Here is a 15,133-nt window from a genome sequence, read left to right as displayed (position 1 = left end):
TAGCCGCTTAGCTTAATTTTCCTGCAAACAAACACAGTTAAGTGTTTTTTTGCAAAAAAGGTGTTGACGAATTTGGGTCATATCAGCATAATACGCCCCGCACTCAGCGATGAAGTGCTAACAAAAAAAGATGGCTAAGTAGCTCAGCTGGTTAGAGCACATCACTCATAATGATGGGGTCACAGGTTCAAATCCCGTCTTAGCCACCATATTTTTTGTTGCTCAATGAAGAGTTTAAAATAACTACCTTGTGTGCGGGAGTGGCGGAATTGGTAGACGCGCTGGATTTAGGTTCCAGTATCTTAGGATGTGAGAGTTCAAGTCTCTCCTTCCGCACCATAATTCTTGATAAGAATTAAAACTATCAATTGTTATTGTTGGGATATCGCCAAGCGGTAAGGCACCAGGTTTTGATCCTGGCATTCCCAGGTTCAAATCCTGGTATCCCAGCCAACAATGGCTAAGTAGCTCAGCTGGTTAGAGCACATCACTCATAATGATGGGGTCACAGGTTCAAATCCCGTCTTAGCCACCATTTCTATTTTTAGAAGTGGCTCTGCAAGAGTTAAATTGCACTCAATGAAGAGTCTAAAATAGCTACCTGTGTTTTATAACACAAACGATGCGGGAGTGGCGGAATTGGTAGACGCGCTGGATTTAGGTTCCAGTAACTTCGGTTGTGAGAGTTCAAGTCTCTCTTTCCGCACCATGTTCTTGATACGAACTAAAAATATCAATTAATTCTTTGTTGGGATATCGCCAAGCGGTAAGGCACCAGGTTTTGATCCTGGCATTCCCAGGTTCAAATCCTGGTATCCCAGCCAACTTCTTCTACCAAGGAAAGTTGGATAAAAGAATGACTCTTGCTTAGAGTTTAAATGAGCAAATTAGTGATGCGGGAGTGGCGGAATTGGTAGACGCGCTGGATTTAGGTTCCAGTATCTTAGGATGTGAGAGTTCAAGTCTCTCCTTCCGCACCATGTTCTGATAAGAACTAAAATTATAAAAGAATTCTTTGTTGGGATATCGCCAAGCGGTAAGGCACCAGGTTTTGATCCTGGCATTCCCAGGTTCAAATCCTGGTATCCCAGCCAACTTCTTCTACCAAGGAAAGTTGAATAAAAGAATTACTCTAGCTTAGAGGTTAAATGAGCACATTAGTGATGCGGGAGTGGCGGAATTGGTAGACGCGCTGGATTTAGGTTCCAGTATCTTAGGATGTGAGAGTTCAAGTCTCTCCTTCCGCACCATGTTCTTATTAAGAACTAAAATTAATATCAAATTTATAGTTGGGATATCGCCAAGCGGTAAGGCACCAGGTTTTGATCCTGGCATTCCCAGGTTCAAATCCTGGTATCCCAGCCAATTTGACTTCCTCCTCTAAAACTTCTCAATATTCATTAAATTCAGCTTACTTTTTCTGTACTTAAATATACATTTATAAATTCGTCTATATTTATTGGTTTGCTATATAAATACCCTTGTAAATAATCACAGTTCATACTCAATAGCGCTTGCTCTACTTCTTTGGTTTCTATTCCTTCAGCTACTACATCGCAATTTAATCGGCTCGCCAAAAACAACGTAGATTCTACAATAGCGTAATCAGGCGGATTAATGAGCATGTCTTTGATAAACGATTGATCTATTTTTATCTGGTTTATGGGCAACTCCCTTAATAACGACAGTGACGAAAACCCCGTACCAAAATCATCAACACTAAATTTAAATCCACGCATACTTAACTGCTGCATCATTTTTCTTGCTGCGGGTATGTTTGTCATCATTGCCCCTTCTGTAATTTCAAATATTAGTGAATCACTTAAAGTCGGGTCAGTAGTAAGTAAGCTAATTATAAATTCGTAAAACTCGCTGCTTTCAATATCTTTCGTTGATAAGTTGACATGAATAGTACCGGTAAACCCAAACAGTTTAAGTTTTCTAATATGGTTAACTGCTTCTTGTACAACCCATTTCGATAAAACAAAAATAAGCCCTGTACGCTCAGCTACACTTATAAACTTTTCAGGACTAATAAAGCTACCATCAGCTTGCGGCCATCGGATCAGCGCTTCTAGGCCATGCAATTGAATATCTTTGGAGTTCATTATTGGTTGTAAATAAAGCTCGAACTCACCTTTGTGTAACGCGGCTTTAATTTTGACTGATAAATCAAAAAAGTCCTCAGCTCGTTTACCTATTTCAGATGAGTAATTTACTAAAGGTTGAAATGTCTTTTTTGCTTCATGCAGTGCCAAGTTGGCTTTTTTTAGTAACTGGTCGGGTAATCGGCTATCATCTGGGAAACGGCTTACGCCTATACTTAATTGTATTTTAACCATTTGCTCATGTGTACAAAACGGAGCTTTAACGGCTGAGTTTATAATATTTACACAGTGAGCCATGCTTTCATCAGTATCGGTATTCAGTAAAAACGCAAACTCATCCCCCCCTATTCGATATAACTTAGCAATGCCACATAGTTCTTTGCTTAACTTATTAGCAAAAGCAGCCAGTAGTTGATCACCACATTGATGACCAAACGCATCATTAATTTGTTTAAAATTATTTAAATCAATATAAAATAATGCAAATGAAGAAGGGTAATCGACTTGTTTACTCAAGGATTTAAAAAAGTTATTGCGGTTGGGTAAGGTTGTTAAGTTATCGTGCTCAGTTTGATATTTTTGATACTGCGTTGCTTGCTCTATTTTAAGGATGCTTTTCAAACTCAGTTTGACAACTAAGAAAACAAACCCTGCACCACCAAATAATATTGTGGCAACTGCATTTCTTATTATTGGTGCCGTATCGTAATTTGAAAAGTAATAAAGTATCCACCAATACCCTAAAATAAAACAGACAATAGCGCATAACAGTACACTCCACGCTCTTTGCGATGTTTTTTTACAAACTTTAAAGGTTGTTTTTAAGCTAGCAACTAGCAGTAGCGCACCTAAAATAATTATTACTGAAAAAAAATTATCCACACATAGGCTCTTTAAAATTATTAAATTGCGGTTTAGTGATATAACCCTAGTCAAATTAAAATTTTATTTAATATAACTGGGTCACTATTTGTCCACTTAAAAACAGACATAAAAAAAGGCTCATAAATGAGCCTTTTTAATCTCTACTTTAAATTTAGCCTAAATCACCGCTAATTGCGTATTTTAAAACCCAGTTTTTTATAGGGCCTGTATTATTAGCCATTTTTAAAAACTGGCTACGTGCCCATTTAAGTGGCGCAACTTGGTTAGAAAAGCCAAAGTAACAGGCATCCATCATGCTCATCATTAATAAATTAGCCTTACGGCGAGCTCGCTCATATTCTTTAAGCGTTAACGGGCGCCCTATATCCCCTGCATTGTCTAAAACTTCAGCAAGTGCCACTACATCCTGAAAACCTAAATTTACACCCTGCCCTGCAAGCGGATTTATTGTATGTGCAGCGTCACCGACTAAAACCAAGCGCCCTTGTGAATAGTTGTTAGCATGTTGGCGAGTAAGCGGAAATATTGCATGAGTTTGTACTTCAAAGTCTCCAGCAAGTTCAGGAAATTTATTAAGTATGTGCATTTTTAGCTCAGCTGGGTTTAGCCCTTTAAATGCTTGCAGTGTATTTGCATCATCGTACCAAATTAAATTAGCGTATGGTGCATGCATTGGCAAAAATGCGAGTGGCCCACTTGGCGTAAACTGCTGCCATGTTTTTATTTGTTGCGGCGCATCGAGTTTAATTAATACCCCCATGCAATGCTGCTGATACTGCCAGCCGGTAATTCCTATATTAGCTTTAGCACGCAGCTGCGATTGTCCGCCATCGGCTGCAATCACTAAATCAGCGGTATAGGTTTGAGCTCCATACACAAGCGTAATTAAATCATCCGTTTGCTCTATTTTAGTAATAGGTGTGGCTTGCTTAATAACCTCAATTTTATAATGATCAAATTGCTGCCATAAACTTGCTTGAATTAAACTATTTTCAATTAAGTGGCCTAAATGCGTGGTGTTTATATCGGCGCAGTCAAACAATAAATTATCACCACCGCGCTCAAATGCCTCTAATTGTTGATAAGGCGCTATGCGGTTTTGCCTTAAAAGCGGCATTGCTCCTAATTCATCAAGTAAATTTTCTGAAAAACGATTAATAGCCGACACTCTAATATCAACCTTATCACTACTAAGAATCTGTGATGGGTCTATTAGGTGTTTTTCAATTATACGTACGCCAAAGCCCTGTTGAGCAAGCTTTATCGCCATAGCCGCGCCAACCATGCCACCACCAACTACTATCACATTATTTTTAGTCATGTTTTTCATCATTTTATTATTACTTGAGTCTGTTTTGATTGTATCAAAATTAATTTGTTTTATACCAGAGGATATCCCTAACCGCTGATTAAACTCGCCTCGTATTGATTTGAGATCACAAACATGAAAACTATACTTGGATCTGGACGGGTATCCAGCTAAAATACGCCTCCTTTAAGTGAGCATGCTTGCTCCTTAATCCTGTTTCAAGCACATTTTTGTGCCACTATCGAATTGAACACGAGGCTATATTTCAATGAGCAAAAAGCTGCATATTAAAACCTGGGGTTGTCAGATGAACGAATACGACTCTCAGAAAATGGCTGAACTTTTAGATGCCACCAACGGCTACCAGCTAACTGAAGATGCAACAGATGCCGACGTAATCTTACTTAACACCTGTTCAATTCGTGAAAAAGCACAAGAAAAAGTATTTCACCAATTAGGTCGCTGGAAGTTATTAAAAGACGACAAGCCAGATTTAATCATTGGTGTAGGTGGTTGTGTTGCCTCACAAGAAGGTGACTCTATTCGCCAACGTGCACCATTTGTAGATGTTATTTTTGGTCCGCAAACGCTACACCGTTTACCAGAAATGATTAAACAAGTGCAAGGCGACAAAGGCTCATCGGTTGTTGATATTTCATTCCCAGAGATTGAAAAATTTGACCGCCTGCCAGAGCCAAAAGCAGATGGCCCATCTGCTTTCGTATCAATTATGGAAGGCTGTTCTAAGTACTGTACTTTTTGTGTTGTACCTTATACTCGTGGTGAAGAAGTTAGTCGCCCAGTAGATGACGTACTACTTGAAGTTGCACAACTTGCAGAGCAAGGCGTACGTGAAGTAAATCTTTTAGGTCAAAACGTAAACGCATACCGCGGCGATACGCACGATGGCGAAATTTGTTACTTCTCTGATTTAATTCGTCTTATTGCAGCTATTGATGGTATTGACCGTATTCGTTACACCACATCGCACCCGGTAGAATTTACCCCAGATATAATCGACGTTTACGCCGATGTACCAGAGCTTGTAGATCACTTACATTTACCAGTACAAAGTGGTTCAGACCGTATATTAAACCTAATGAAACGTGGTCATACGGCAATTGAATACAAATCGACAATTCGTAAGTTACGTAAAATTCGTCCTAACTTAAGCATGTCGTCAGATTTCATTATTGGTTTCCCAGGCGAAAGCAAAGAAGACTTTGAAGCAACCATGAAGCTTATTAGCGACATAGGTTTTGATATGAGCTTTAGCTTTATTTACAGCGCACGCCCAGGTACGCCAGCGGCAGATTTGCCGGATGACGTAACAGAGCAAGAGAAAAAAGAGCGCTTATACTTACTACAAAACCGTATTACACAAATGGCGCAGCAAATTAGTCGTCAAATGTTCGATACAGAGCAACGTATACTTGTTGAAGGTCCTTCTAAGAAGAACCCTATGGAATTACGTGGCCGTACAGAAAACAACCGTGTAGTAAACTTTGTTGGCCCGCACACAGTGATCGGACAGTTTGTTGATGTACGTATTACCGAAGCACTACCTAACTCTTTACGTGGTGACTTAATTCGTACAGAATCAGAAATGAACTTACGACGTGAAGTAGCTCCTTCAGCTATTTTAACTAAAGCTGCAGCTGCAGAGCCAAAACCAGACACTGTTAACGAAATTGGCGTAGCTACTTTCGTTCCTTAGTCACACAATTAGCGCCAGTTAACGCTGGCGCAGTACTATAGGAAGCAATTTTGAGTAATCAGTTAAAAACATTAGAGATTTATTTAGAACCTGCCGATAACAAACGCCTTTCTTCTTTATGTGGCCCGTTTGACGAAAACATCAAACAAATTGAACGCCACCTGGCTGTTGAAATAATTCACCGTGACAACTTTTTTAAAGTAACCGGTAAACTACACAACTGCGCCGGCGCTGTAGAAATCTTAAAAAACCTTTATGTTGATACTCAGCCTGTTCGTGGTGTTTTAGGCGAAATAGAACCCGACGCCGTTCATTTAGCTATTACCGAATCAAAAGCCTTAGAGCAAGATGCATCCAGCAGCGCTTATGGCAAAGAAATGGTTATTAAAACCCGCCGTGGTGTTATTAAACCACGTAACGACAACCAAGGTGTTTATGTGGCAAATATTTTAAACCACGACATTACCTTTGGTATTGGCCCTGCAGGTACTGGTAAAACTTACCTTGCAGTTGCAGCCGCCGTCGACGCTCTTGAGCGCCAAGAAATACGCCGTATATTACTAACGCGCCCTGCTGTAGAAGCTGGCGAAAAGCTTGGCTTTTTACCAGGTGATTTAAGTCAAAAAATAGACCCATACCTGCGCCCTCTTTACGATGCTCTTTTTGAAATGCTAGGTTTTGAAAAAGTAGAAAAACTCATCGAAAAAAATATCATCGAAGTCGCACCGCTTGCTTACATGCGCGGACGTACTTTAAACGATGCCTTTATTATTTTAGATGAAAGCCAAAATACCACCGCCGAGCAAATGAAAATGTTTTTAACCCGTATAGGGTTTAACTCAAAAGCGGTGATTACAGGCGATATTACACAGGTCGATTTACCTCGTGGCACACGCTCAGGCCTTCGCCATGCAATTGAAGTGCTTGATGGCGTAAACGAAATTAGCTTTAACTACTTCAAAGCCCACGACGTAGTACGCCACCCTGTTGTAGCACGCATAGTTGAAGCCTACGAGCGTAACGACGAAAGCGAGCGACTTAAGCGCATTGAAAAGCAAAATGCAAAAGACGCACTCGCTGCTCTTCAACAGCCTACTACTAAAGAGTAATACTTTGACAACCGAACTTGATTTACAAATAGCCTGTGAGTTTGACAACCTCCCAAGCGAAGAACAATTTGCACTATGGGCCGACAAAGCCCTTAGCCAATACCGTGACGAGTCCGAACTCAGTATCGTTATTAGCGACGAAGCGCAATCGCAACAACTTAATAACGACTATCGCGGTAAAAATAAACCGACCAACGTACTGTCGTTCGAATTTGAAGCACCACCAGGCATAGATATTCCCTTGGTTGGTGATTTAATTATTTGCCCAGCCATTGTATTAGCTGAAGCAATTGAGCAAGAGAAGTCATTTCATGACCACTTTGCTCACATGGTTATTCACGGATGCTTGCATTTGCTTGGATTTGACCATATAAAGAGTGACGATGCTTTAGAGATGGAAAGCATCGAAAAGCAATTACTTGCAGAGCTAAACATAGCAGACCCATACCGGGACGATATTTAAATTAACGGAGCAATTAGACGCAATGAGCGACGGTAACTCGCAATCTAGCCAGGGTTCTTCTGGCAAAACGTGGTTGGGCAGAATAGCCCAAATGTTGCAAGGGGAACCCCAGAATAGAGAAGAGCTGGTCGAAGTTATTGCCGATGCGCAAGAACGAGACGTAATCGATCCAGAAACAAAAGAGATGATAGAAGGTGTGCTTGGCGTGTCTGAGCTTAAAGTGCGAGACATAATGGTTCCGCGCTCACAAATGATCACTCTTGAGATCGACAGCCCGCTTGAAGAACTAATTCCAATGATGGTTGACTCAACTCACTCACGTTTTCCAGTTGTGATTGAAGACAAAGATCATGTAGAAGGTTTTTTACTCGCTAAAGATTTATTGCCACTGATCTTAAATAAAGACGAGCATTTACCATCAATACGCGATTATTTACGCCCAGCAATGGTAGTACCTGAAAGCAAACGTGTTGATACATTGCTAAACGAATTCCGTCAGCAACGCTACCATATGGCTGTTGTTATTGACGAATACGGCGGCGTATCGGGCTTAGTAACGATTGAAGATATTCTTGAAATAATTGTTGGCGAAATCGAAGATGAGCACGACGAAGAAGAAGAACATCAAGATATTCGTCAACTTGCTAAACATGTCCACGTAGTGCAAGCACTCACACCTGTAGATGACTTTAACGAGCATTTTAAAACAGGCTACAGCACAGACGAAGCCGATACTATTGGCGGAACTGTACTGCACGCATTTGGCCATATGCCAAGCCGTGGTGAAACGATTGACATAGAAGGTTACCAATTTAAAGTAACCAACGCCGACAATCGTCGTATTTTGCAACTGCAAGTCACCGTTCCTAAGGCTGATGATAACGACAGTGAAGAAACTGCTAACTAGACTTACCCTATTAGCAAAAGATAAAAAAGCATGGCTCGCACTCGTTGCGGGCCTTGTTTTAACTTTTGGCTATGCCCCTTTTGAAATTTGGCCCATCGTATTTATTAGTCTTGGCGCCATAATTTTTTGCATTAATCCCAATAATACCGGTAAAGCACACGCAAAAACCGCCGCTAAATATGGCTTTATATTTGGCCTAGGCTGGTTTGGTGCAGGTATAAGCTGGGTACATGTTTCTATTGCCACCTTTGGCGGTATGCCGCTTATAGCGTCGCTCTCGTTAATGGCTTTTTTGTGCTCATACTTAGCATTATTTCCCGCACTTGCCTTTTGGGCAACTACACGCTTTGCTAGTGGCCCTAAAAGCTTTGGCGCATTACTAATTGCCTGCTTTGCAATTAGTGAGTATTTACGTGGCACCGTACTTACCGGTTTCCCGTGGTTAAGCTTTGGCTACACACAAACCGACGGACCTTTAAGGCTGCTCGCCCCTTATATTGGCGAGTTTGGCTTAACCCTCGTGTGTATCGCTATTGGCTTTGCACTATATAAACTTACCCAAAAAGATTTTAAAACCCCGGCGGTTACTGCGACAGCTGTTGCGCTTATTTTTACAGGTGCAAATACCACAGGCAGCATTCATTACACAGATAAAAACATGTCAGTATTGCTCGTACAAGGGAACATACAGCAACACCTGCGCTTTGAGCCAAGTGAGTTTTGGACCACAATGAGCAAATACCAAGACATGACACGTCCACATTGGGATGCCGACTTAATAGTATGGCCAGAAGCCGCAGTGCCTGAAATAGAAATGCTTGCCGATTCCTACCTAGCCAATTTAGACAGTGCCGCCTCGTTTAATCAAACCGCCCTTGTAACCGGTATTGTTGACTACCAGCGAGACACCAAAAATATATTCAACACACTTATTGTGGTCGGTAATAAAGAACGTGGCGACGAGCATGGGCATTACCATTACCTTGATAAAAACCGCTATCAAAAACACCAGCTACTACCTATTGGCGAATTTGTACCGTTTCAAGACTTTTTGCGCCCTATTGCCCCATTATTCGATTTGCCTATGTCATCGTTTACCCGTGGCGACAAAGTGCAAAACAACTTGCGCGCCAATGGCTATAACCTACTCCCTGCTATTTGCTACGAAATTGTTTTTGCAGATTTAGTACGCGGTAATTACAAAAGCGATTCCGACCTACTCTTTACAGTAAGTAACGATGCCTGGTTTGGTGACTCTATTGGGCCTTTGCAACACATGCAAATAGCCCGTATGCGCGCGCTCGAACTACAACGCCCTCTAGTGCGTGTTACTAACAATGGTGTAAGCGCCGTATACGACCCTATAAGCCACACACAACAAACCATGCCTCAGTTTGAAGCTACCATATTGAAAGCCAACATTAAGCTTATAAAAGGCGACAGCGTGTACAGCCAATACGGCAATGTGTTTGTGTGGGGATTTGTGTTGTTGATGGGAGTTGTTGGGTTTGGGGTTAGGTTGAGAAAGTGAATTAAAATTAATAGCTGTCGGTGGACAGCTATTTAAAAAAGTGTTTATTGTTGGGTTTCGCTTCGCTCTACCCAACCTACGCAAATTTACTTTTTAATCTAGCCTATGCTAAAAATATAACGAGCTTTGTTCTATTTTTAATGCTTGGTGTTGCTCAATATCAGGTTTAAAAAGTTAAACTCGACTGTAATTTATAATTGGATTTTCACAGATAAACTCACCACCTTTAACGGCGTACATCAATACAATATTGAGATTGAGCCTAAATGCCGACCGACTTTAACTTTATCGGTATGCGACTTTATTTCACTTACTTGCGGGAGTTTAATTAAGTATCAAATTTAAATGAGGTTAGCATACAGCATAGTAACATTTTATCGTAACCCGACTATTGGCGTCCTCGCTCCCAACTAAATAACTTTTTAGTCATAACTACTCGTTATGCTTTTTGCTTTCTATGGGGGTAGTTTACAGCAACTATCAAAACCACTTAAACTTTAGCTTTGCTGAGTGTACTCTGCTCACCTGTGGCCTCAGTAGATTACAATGAATATCAATATAGCTACTTTTATTTGGTTCTATAAAAATATCATCGCTTTTACCTAAACAATTACCAACAAACTTTCCGTTTTTATCGAATGTAGATGCTATAACACCACCTGCATATATGCTTTCATTGGTGATATTTTTTAACTCGGCAGTTATTCTTACTCGCCCATTTTCTTTAAAGATATCAGAAAGGGTAAGTTTATAATCACTATTTAAGTCGTCAGTGCCCTCCAATGCTTTATTTGATACCTGCTCTTTAAAGCCACTATCAACTTCTGCGGCTATTGTTAGCGCGTACACACTGATACCACCGAGTGTTGCTATTACAAACCCTATCCCCCAAAAAAAGCCCTTTATAGCCTCATTAAAATTATTACTCATTTAATTCCCTTTTAATTTTTCACTACTAAATTTCGTTAACAATATACCCAAAATTACTCCTTTCACTAACCTAGTATATAAATTAAGACTTATTTTTGTAATAAGCTTTTTAAACCATAGTACCAACTAAGCGCTGCCACCGTGCCATGAGTTTCTTCTTCAAAGTAACAGTTTATATATAAACTGTTACTCGGGTGCGCTTTTATTTTTTTAGCAAGCTCTAAGCCCCATTTATAATTAGCCTCTCCAATTTCACCAAAAGCTGCATTATTAGCAAAAGTAAAATATACATTGCCTTTAAGCTGCTTATTTATAAGCTGTTGCTCGTCAAAATAACGATTGAGATAATTATTATCCCAAAGATAGGTTGCATCAATAATTAAGTAATCAGTAAATAAAGAGTGATTGGTAAGTAAAACATAACTTGCGAACAAGCCGCCGAAGATTCCCCAATTAATACCTGCTTATTTGATGTACGGTAATTTTTATTAATGAAGGGAATAAGTTCTTTTTCAAAAAAAGCGGTGTAGTTTGCGGCATTGCCAATGTTTTCAAATTTTTCGAGTAGCTTGCCGTTAAAAGTCCAATCGACATTGGTAGGGGTAAAGTCGCGCTCTCTTATCGCATTTTTACTATTAGGAACAGCGACAATAATTGCTTGTTGAATTTGTTTTTCTAGCCGCTCAGTACTGAGTGCTTCAACAAGCCCCGCTAAGGCTTTTAAATGGGTTGGGTCGCCATCAAGCAAGTAAATAACAGGATATACTAGTTCGAGGTTTTGCTTGTAGCTTGGCGGTAAATAAACACTATAACTGCGCTGCTCACCTAAAATAATAGACTTAAGCTGATGTTTTTTTGCTAACACAATATTTTCTGACGCATACGAAGCAGTAATAAAATACAGATAACTAAACGCCATTAATAAAGCTTTCATAACCATCCTTGTAATTAATAAGAGCAAACTTAACTTTTTACAGTCTCTTCTACCGTTTCAAAATTTACAACTTGATTCAAGTTGCCTTTAATAACCACTGTTGCTGATATTTTATCTTGAATGGCTTGTCTGTTTGGGTCCCAATATATCTGTAAAAACCCTAACAAGCCTGTGGCAAAGCCTGCGCCGTAGCCGCCGTAGCGACCAAAACAATCTAATAAACCTAATGGCTCACCGCTTAAGGCAACCACACGAATATTACATACCTTTTTACCCGGTGTTTGGCCGCGCCAAAGTAACGAGAACAACGTAAAGTAAACAGCAGCCCAGCCAAAACCTAAGCCTAAGTCTTGAATAATGCCTTTGCTCCACTGCAAAATACTATTTGTGCTTGTTTGTGCAGGTTTTTCTTCTATTAACTGTGCAGGCTTTATTTCGTTATTTTCACTGAGCACTAATAATTGTAAAAGTACGGTAGCAAGTTGTGGGTTTTGTAGGTCATCCATTTCTGCTAATTTGGGAACTTGCCCAATTAAATTATCAAGCGCGTTTTGTTGGCAAGGTTGCTCACAGCTGTCATCGGCTGTTTGCGCTAAATAAGTATTTACCTGTTGTTTTTCTGTGGGAGTAAGCTGAATTTCATCTTGTATTTTTACGCCCTGAACAGCTAAACCTTGAACAGTGTTATCGTCTTCTAGGTAATCAATGCCAATTGAAAGCACAGTAAGTGCGCTTACAAATAAAATACTTGCTGCCGTTATTTTTAAGATTCTTCGCCACACATTCGACATTTTCGGAAGGTATTGCTGAGCTGTACCTTTATAAAAAGCCATTGCAGCAACAAATGCTATTAAAGCCGCGCTGAGTTTGGCTGCTAAAAATATCAGTGCAACATCAATAATAATCGCTAGTGCACGCTGAATAGGTGTAGCTAAAGGCAAGCCCAGTAAAGCACTGTCAATTTTAAAGGCGTAGGGTGTAATAACTTCTCGGGTTTCAGAATTTGATAATTCTAATTGTTCTATCTCTTTGGCTTTCATTTATTTTCTTGTTATTAAAATAGGTAACCCGGTTAACTTACGCGTTTTTTATTTTTTGCTCAAGGTAAAGCTATTAGAATCAATGCACAAAAAAGGGCTGCATAAAATGCAGCCCTTCATGTTTTTACTCAATGTTAATTACTTACTAGCAATTATACCGTTGGATAATCGGTGTAGCCTTGTTCTGCGCCACCAAACAAAGTGTCGGGGTTGTGGCTGTTAAGTGGCTTGCCTTGCTTTAAGCGTGCTGGTAAGTCTGGGTTTGATACAAACGGGCGACCAAAGCCAATCATGTCGGCCCAGCCTTCGCTAAGTGCTTTGTCTGCGCGCTCTTTGGTGTACTTACCTGCGTAAATTAATACTCCACTGTAGGCTTTGCGAATCGATTTTTTAAATTCAACACTCATTAAAGGTGCGTCATCCCAATCGGCTTCGGCTATATGCATGTAACCTACACCGGCTTTATTTAGTGCCTCAGAAACCGCTAAGTAAGTTTCTTCAGGGTTTTCGTCTACTGTGCCATTAAGAGTTGTTAACGGGGCAAGTCTTACGCCTACTTTGCTGCTACCAATTTCGTCGCTAACAGCATGTACCACTTCAATTAAAAAGCGTATACGGTTTTGCACACTGCCACCATATTCATCGGTGCGAGCATTTGATTTTGAGTCTAAAAATTGATTAATAAGGTAACCATTTGCAGCATGAAGCTCTATGCCATCAAACCCTGCATTAACTGCATTTTTAGCTGCTTGGCGAAATTCGCCTATGACATGCGTAATATCTTGTTTGCTCATTTCGCGTGGGAGTTGGGTGTCTACAAACCCCGGTGCGCCGTTTGTATCTACAAATACTTTTACGTCTTTTGCGGCAATGGCCGATGCAGAAATAGGCTGCACGCCACCAGTGTTGTCACTGTGGGTAACACGGCCAACATGCCAAAGCTGAGCAAACATCACTCCACCAGCGCTATGTACTGCGTTTGTTACTTTACTCCAGCCTGCAACTTGCTCATTTGAATAAATACCCGGAGTCCAAGCGTAACCTTTACCAAGCTGACTAATTTGTGTGCCTTCGCTTACAATTAGCCCGGCACTTGCGCGCTGTGCGTAATATGTTGCCATTAAGTCGTTAGCTATATCGCCAGGCTGTGTTGAACGCGAGCGAGTCATTGGGGGCATAACAATACGGTTTTTTAATGTTTTACCTGCAAGTTCTATTGGTTCAAAAAGTAATGTCATAATGCCTCCTAAGTTTGATTGCGCTCATAATAACGTAACCAAGCACATGCAAAAACAACAAAAACTGCAAAATAGTTTTGTTGTATCTGCAATAAAGCCACAAAGTAAAACACATTAACTTTAGGTGAACTAAATGTATTTTATTGACTCTTAACAGCACTATTAAGTTGAGGGTTTGATGTGAATAAAGGGAATGCATGGCCGTGGGTTATCTCGTTGTGTATACACGCTATTGTGTTGTACTTTTTGTTTTCGCAATCTATTAAAGTTGCGCCGCCAAAGGAGGAAAAAAACGCAATAATACAGGCCTATGTTACGGTTAATTTAGCAAGCCTACCTAAGCCAAGCTCAGTTGTTACAACAACCAATGCGCCTGATATAAAACCTGTAAACACTAAAACTGATGCACCAAATTCAGCAACCTCTAACACTACACCTATAAAAAAAGATTCTACAAAAGCCAAAGTAAGGGTAACTAAAAAAACGCAAGCCAAAACCATCACGTTACCAAAGGCACAAACAGAGCTTAAAAAAGACCCTGTAAAACCTGTTGAAACCCTGGTAGCGGCGCCTTCAGAGCCTACGACAAAAGCTTCTCAAACATTTAAAAAGCTAAATCCATACGCGCCGCTATTTGGCTCTCCTGTAAATAATATGACTCATAAAAAAATGGTCTCCTTTGGTGAAGATAAAAGCTCTGAAAATGAAGAGATAAACAATAAGCCCACAATTAAAACACCAGTAAAATCTGATAATTCAGAAGTTATTAACCAAAATACAACAGGCACACGACGATTAGAAAAATTTAACGGTAAATGCTATTTAATTGATACTTCAACCGTATTTGGTAGTAATGGCATGCCTCAAGGTAGCGGTAAACCCTGTCCTGAGGATAAAACTGATAAAGAAATTATGTTTGAAAAAATCATGAAAAAATGGAGCCGTAAAAATAATTAACTTTA

Annotated in this window: 13 protein-coding genes and 10 tRNA genes; 16 read left to right on the top strand and 7 right to left on the bottom strand. The window is 40.1% G+C overall.

Annotated features, from left to right (window positions below; genetic code table 11):
• Positions 1 to 132 precede the first annotated feature (132 nt).
• From H5159_RS11310 to H5159_RS11265, 10 genes are all read left to right on the top strand, one after another.
• Positions 133 to 209 (top strand) — tRNA-Met (locus H5159_RS11310).
• A 45-nt stretch (positions 210 to 254) separates the two neighbouring features.
• Positions 255 to 339 (top strand) — tRNA-Leu (locus tag H5159_RS11305).
• A gap of 39 nt (positions 340 to 378) precedes the next feature.
• A tRNA-Gln gene (locus H5159_RS11300) sits at positions 379 to 453 on the top strand.
• Positions 454 to 458: 5 nt separating this feature from the next.
• Positions 459 to 535: transfer RNA gene (locus H5159_RS11295), tRNA-Met, on the top strand.
• Between the two features lie 89 nt (positions 536 to 624).
• Positions 625 to 709, top strand: a tRNA-Leu gene (locus H5159_RS11290).
• Between the two features lie 40 nt (positions 710 to 749).
• A tRNA-Gln gene (locus tag H5159_RS11285) sits at positions 750 to 824 on the top strand.
• 71 nt (positions 825 to 895) lie between these two features.
• Positions 896 to 980 (top strand) — tRNA-Leu (locus H5159_RS11280).
• A 39-nt stretch (positions 981 to 1,019) separates the two neighbouring features.
• Positions 1,020 to 1,094 (top strand) — tRNA-Gln (locus H5159_RS11275).
• A 71-nt stretch (positions 1,095 to 1,165) separates the two neighbouring features.
• Positions 1,166 to 1,250, top strand: a tRNA-Leu gene (locus tag H5159_RS11270).
• 40 nt (positions 1,251 to 1,290) lie between these two features.
• Positions 1,291 to 1,365 (top strand) — tRNA-Gln (locus tag H5159_RS11265).
• A 41-nt stretch (positions 1,366 to 1,406) separates the two neighbouring features.
• Here H5159_RS11265 and H5159_RS11260 read toward each other — a convergent pair.
• Positions 1,407 to 2,990, bottom strand: a complete 1,584-nt coding sequence (locus tag H5159_RS11260) for a bifunctional diguanylate cyclase/phosphodiesterase (RefSeq protein ID WP_002958546.1) — start codon at positions 2,988 to 2,990, stop codon at positions 1,407 to 1,409.
• A gap of 154 nt (positions 2,991 to 3,144) precedes the next feature.
• Positions 3,145 to 4,314 (bottom strand): FAD-dependent monooxygenase, encoded by a 1,170-nt coding sequence (locus tag H5159_RS11255; RefSeq protein WP_259399107.1) that lies wholly within the window; start codon positions 4,312 to 4,314, stop codon positions 3,145 to 3,147.
• Positions 4,315 to 4,570: 256 nt separating this feature from the next.
• Between H5159_RS11255 and miaB the strand changes: the two genes are divergently transcribed.
• From miaB to lnt, 5 genes are read left to right on the top strand one after another with little or no spacing between them, the layout of a single operon-like run.
• Positions 4,571 to 6,019 (top strand): tRNA (N6-isopentenyl adenosine(37)-C2)-methylthiotransferase MiaB, encoded by a 1,449-nt coding sequence (gene miaB / locus H5159_RS11250; RefSeq protein WP_002958544.1) that lies wholly within the window; start codon positions 4,571 to 4,573, stop codon positions 6,017 to 6,019.
• A 50-nt stretch (positions 6,020 to 6,069) separates the two neighbouring features.
• Positions 6,070 to 7,128 carry a PhoH family protein gene (locus H5159_RS11245; protein WP_002958543.1) on the top strand — a complete coding sequence of 353 codons (1,059 nt, stop codon included), beginning with the start codon at positions 6,070 to 6,072 and terminating at the stop codon, positions 7,126 to 7,128.
• Between the two features lie 4 nt (positions 7,129 to 7,132).
• Positions 7,133 to 7,591, top strand: a complete 459-nt coding sequence (gene ybeY / locus H5159_RS11240; RefSeq protein ID WP_002958542.1) for an rRNA maturation RNase YbeY — start codon at positions 7,133 to 7,135, stop codon at positions 7,589 to 7,591.
• 22 nt (positions 7,592 to 7,613) lie between these two features.
• A complete protein-coding gene (corC, locus tag H5159_RS11235) occupies positions 7,614 to 8,498 on the top strand; it encodes a CNNM family magnesium/cobalt transport protein CorC (protein ID WP_002958541.1) in 885 nt (294 codons plus the stop codon).
• Positions 8,479 to 10,029: an apolipoprotein N-acyltransferase gene (gene lnt / locus H5159_RS11230; RefSeq protein WP_182780300.1), complete on the top strand. Its 1,551-nt coding sequence runs from the start codon at positions 8,479 to 8,481 to the stop codon at positions 10,027 to 10,029. Before corC ends, lnt begins: the two co-directional genes overlap by 20 nt.
• Positions 10,030 to 10,509: 480 nt before the next feature.
• On the opposite strand, the gene H5159_RS11225 is transcribed toward lnt, so the two are convergent.
• The 5 genes from H5159_RS11225 to H5159_RS11210 form a co-directional block, all read right to left on the bottom strand.
• The gene (locus tag H5159_RS11225; protein ID WP_039489341.1) at positions 10,510 to 10,959 is read right to left on the bottom strand and encodes a hypothetical protein; all 450 of its coding nucleotides are present in this window, start codon (positions 10,957 to 10,959) and stop codon (positions 10,510 to 10,512) included.
• A gap of 89 nt (positions 10,960 to 11,048) precedes the next feature.
• Complete coding sequence (locus H5159_RS21070; protein ID WP_259399106.1) at positions 11,049 to 11,393, bottom strand: hypothetical protein; 345 nt, start codon at positions 11,391 to 11,393, stop codon at positions 11,049 to 11,051.
• Entirely contained in the window at positions 11,339 to 11,893 is a 555-nt protein-coding gene (locus tag H5159_RS11220; protein WP_259398120.1) for an alpha/beta hydrolase, read from the bottom strand. The genes H5159_RS21070 and H5159_RS11220 overlap by 55 nt, the downstream gene beginning before the upstream one ends.
• Before the next feature lie 29 nt (positions 11,894 to 11,922).
• Positions 11,923 to 12,933 carry an RDD family protein gene (locus tag H5159_RS11215; RefSeq protein WP_182780299.1) on the bottom strand — a complete coding sequence of 337 codons (1,011 nt, stop codon included), beginning with the start codon at positions 12,931 to 12,933 and terminating at the stop codon, positions 11,923 to 11,925.
• Positions 12,934 to 13,085: 152 nt separating this feature from the next.
• Complete coding sequence (locus H5159_RS11210) at positions 13,086 to 14,171, bottom strand: alkene reductase (RefSeq protein ID WP_182780298.1); 1,086 nt, start codon at positions 14,169 to 14,171, stop codon at positions 13,086 to 13,088.
• 180 nt (positions 14,172 to 14,351) lie between these two features.
• On the opposite strand from H5159_RS11210, the gene H5159_RS11205 reads away from it, so the two are divergent.
• Positions 14,352 to 15,128 (top strand): hypothetical protein, encoded by a 777-nt coding sequence (locus H5159_RS11205; RefSeq protein WP_182780297.1) that lies wholly within the window; start codon positions 14,352 to 14,354, stop codon positions 15,126 to 15,128.
• Positions 15,129 to 15,133 lie beyond the last annotated feature (5 nt).

The organism is Pseudoalteromonas sp. SG43-1 (assembly GCF_014164415.1).
Classification (GTDB): Bacteria; Pseudomonadota; Gammaproteobacteria; order Enterobacterales; family Alteromonadaceae; genus Pseudoalteromonas; species Pseudoalteromonas distincta.
The sequence above is the reverse complement of the archived record's forward strand: the minus strand, read 5'-3'. Positions and strand labels throughout refer to the sequence as shown.

Bases quoted from the DNA above. Each gene is read 5' to 3' on its own strand.
- H5159_RS11225 (WP_039489341.1), bottom strand. From the start codon at position 10,959: ATGAGTAATAATTTTAATGAGGCTATAAAGGGCTTTTTTTGGGGGATA.
- H5159_RS11255 (WP_259399107.1), bottom strand. From the start codon at position 4,314: ATGACTAAAAATAATGTGATAGTAGTTGGTGGTGGCATGGTTGGCGCG.
- H5159_RS11210 (WP_182780298.1), bottom strand. From the start codon at position 14,171: ATGACATTACTTTTTGAACCAATAGAACTTGCAGGTAAAACATTAAAA.
- H5159_RS11215 (WP_182780299.1), bottom strand. From the start codon at position 12,933: ATGAAAGCCAAAGAGATAGAACAATTAGAATTATCAAATTCTGAAACC.
- corC (WP_002958541.1), top strand. From the start codon at position 7,614: ATGAGCGACGGTAACTCGCAATCTAGCCAGGGTTCTTCTGGCAAAACG.
- H5159_RS11220 (WP_259398120.1), bottom strand. From the start codon at position 11,893: ATGAAAGCTTTATTAATGGCGTTTAGTTATCTGTATTTTATTACTGCT.
- miaB (WP_002958544.1), top strand. From the start codon at position 4,571: ATGAGCAAAAAGCTGCATATTAAAACCTGGGGTTGTCAGATGAACGAA.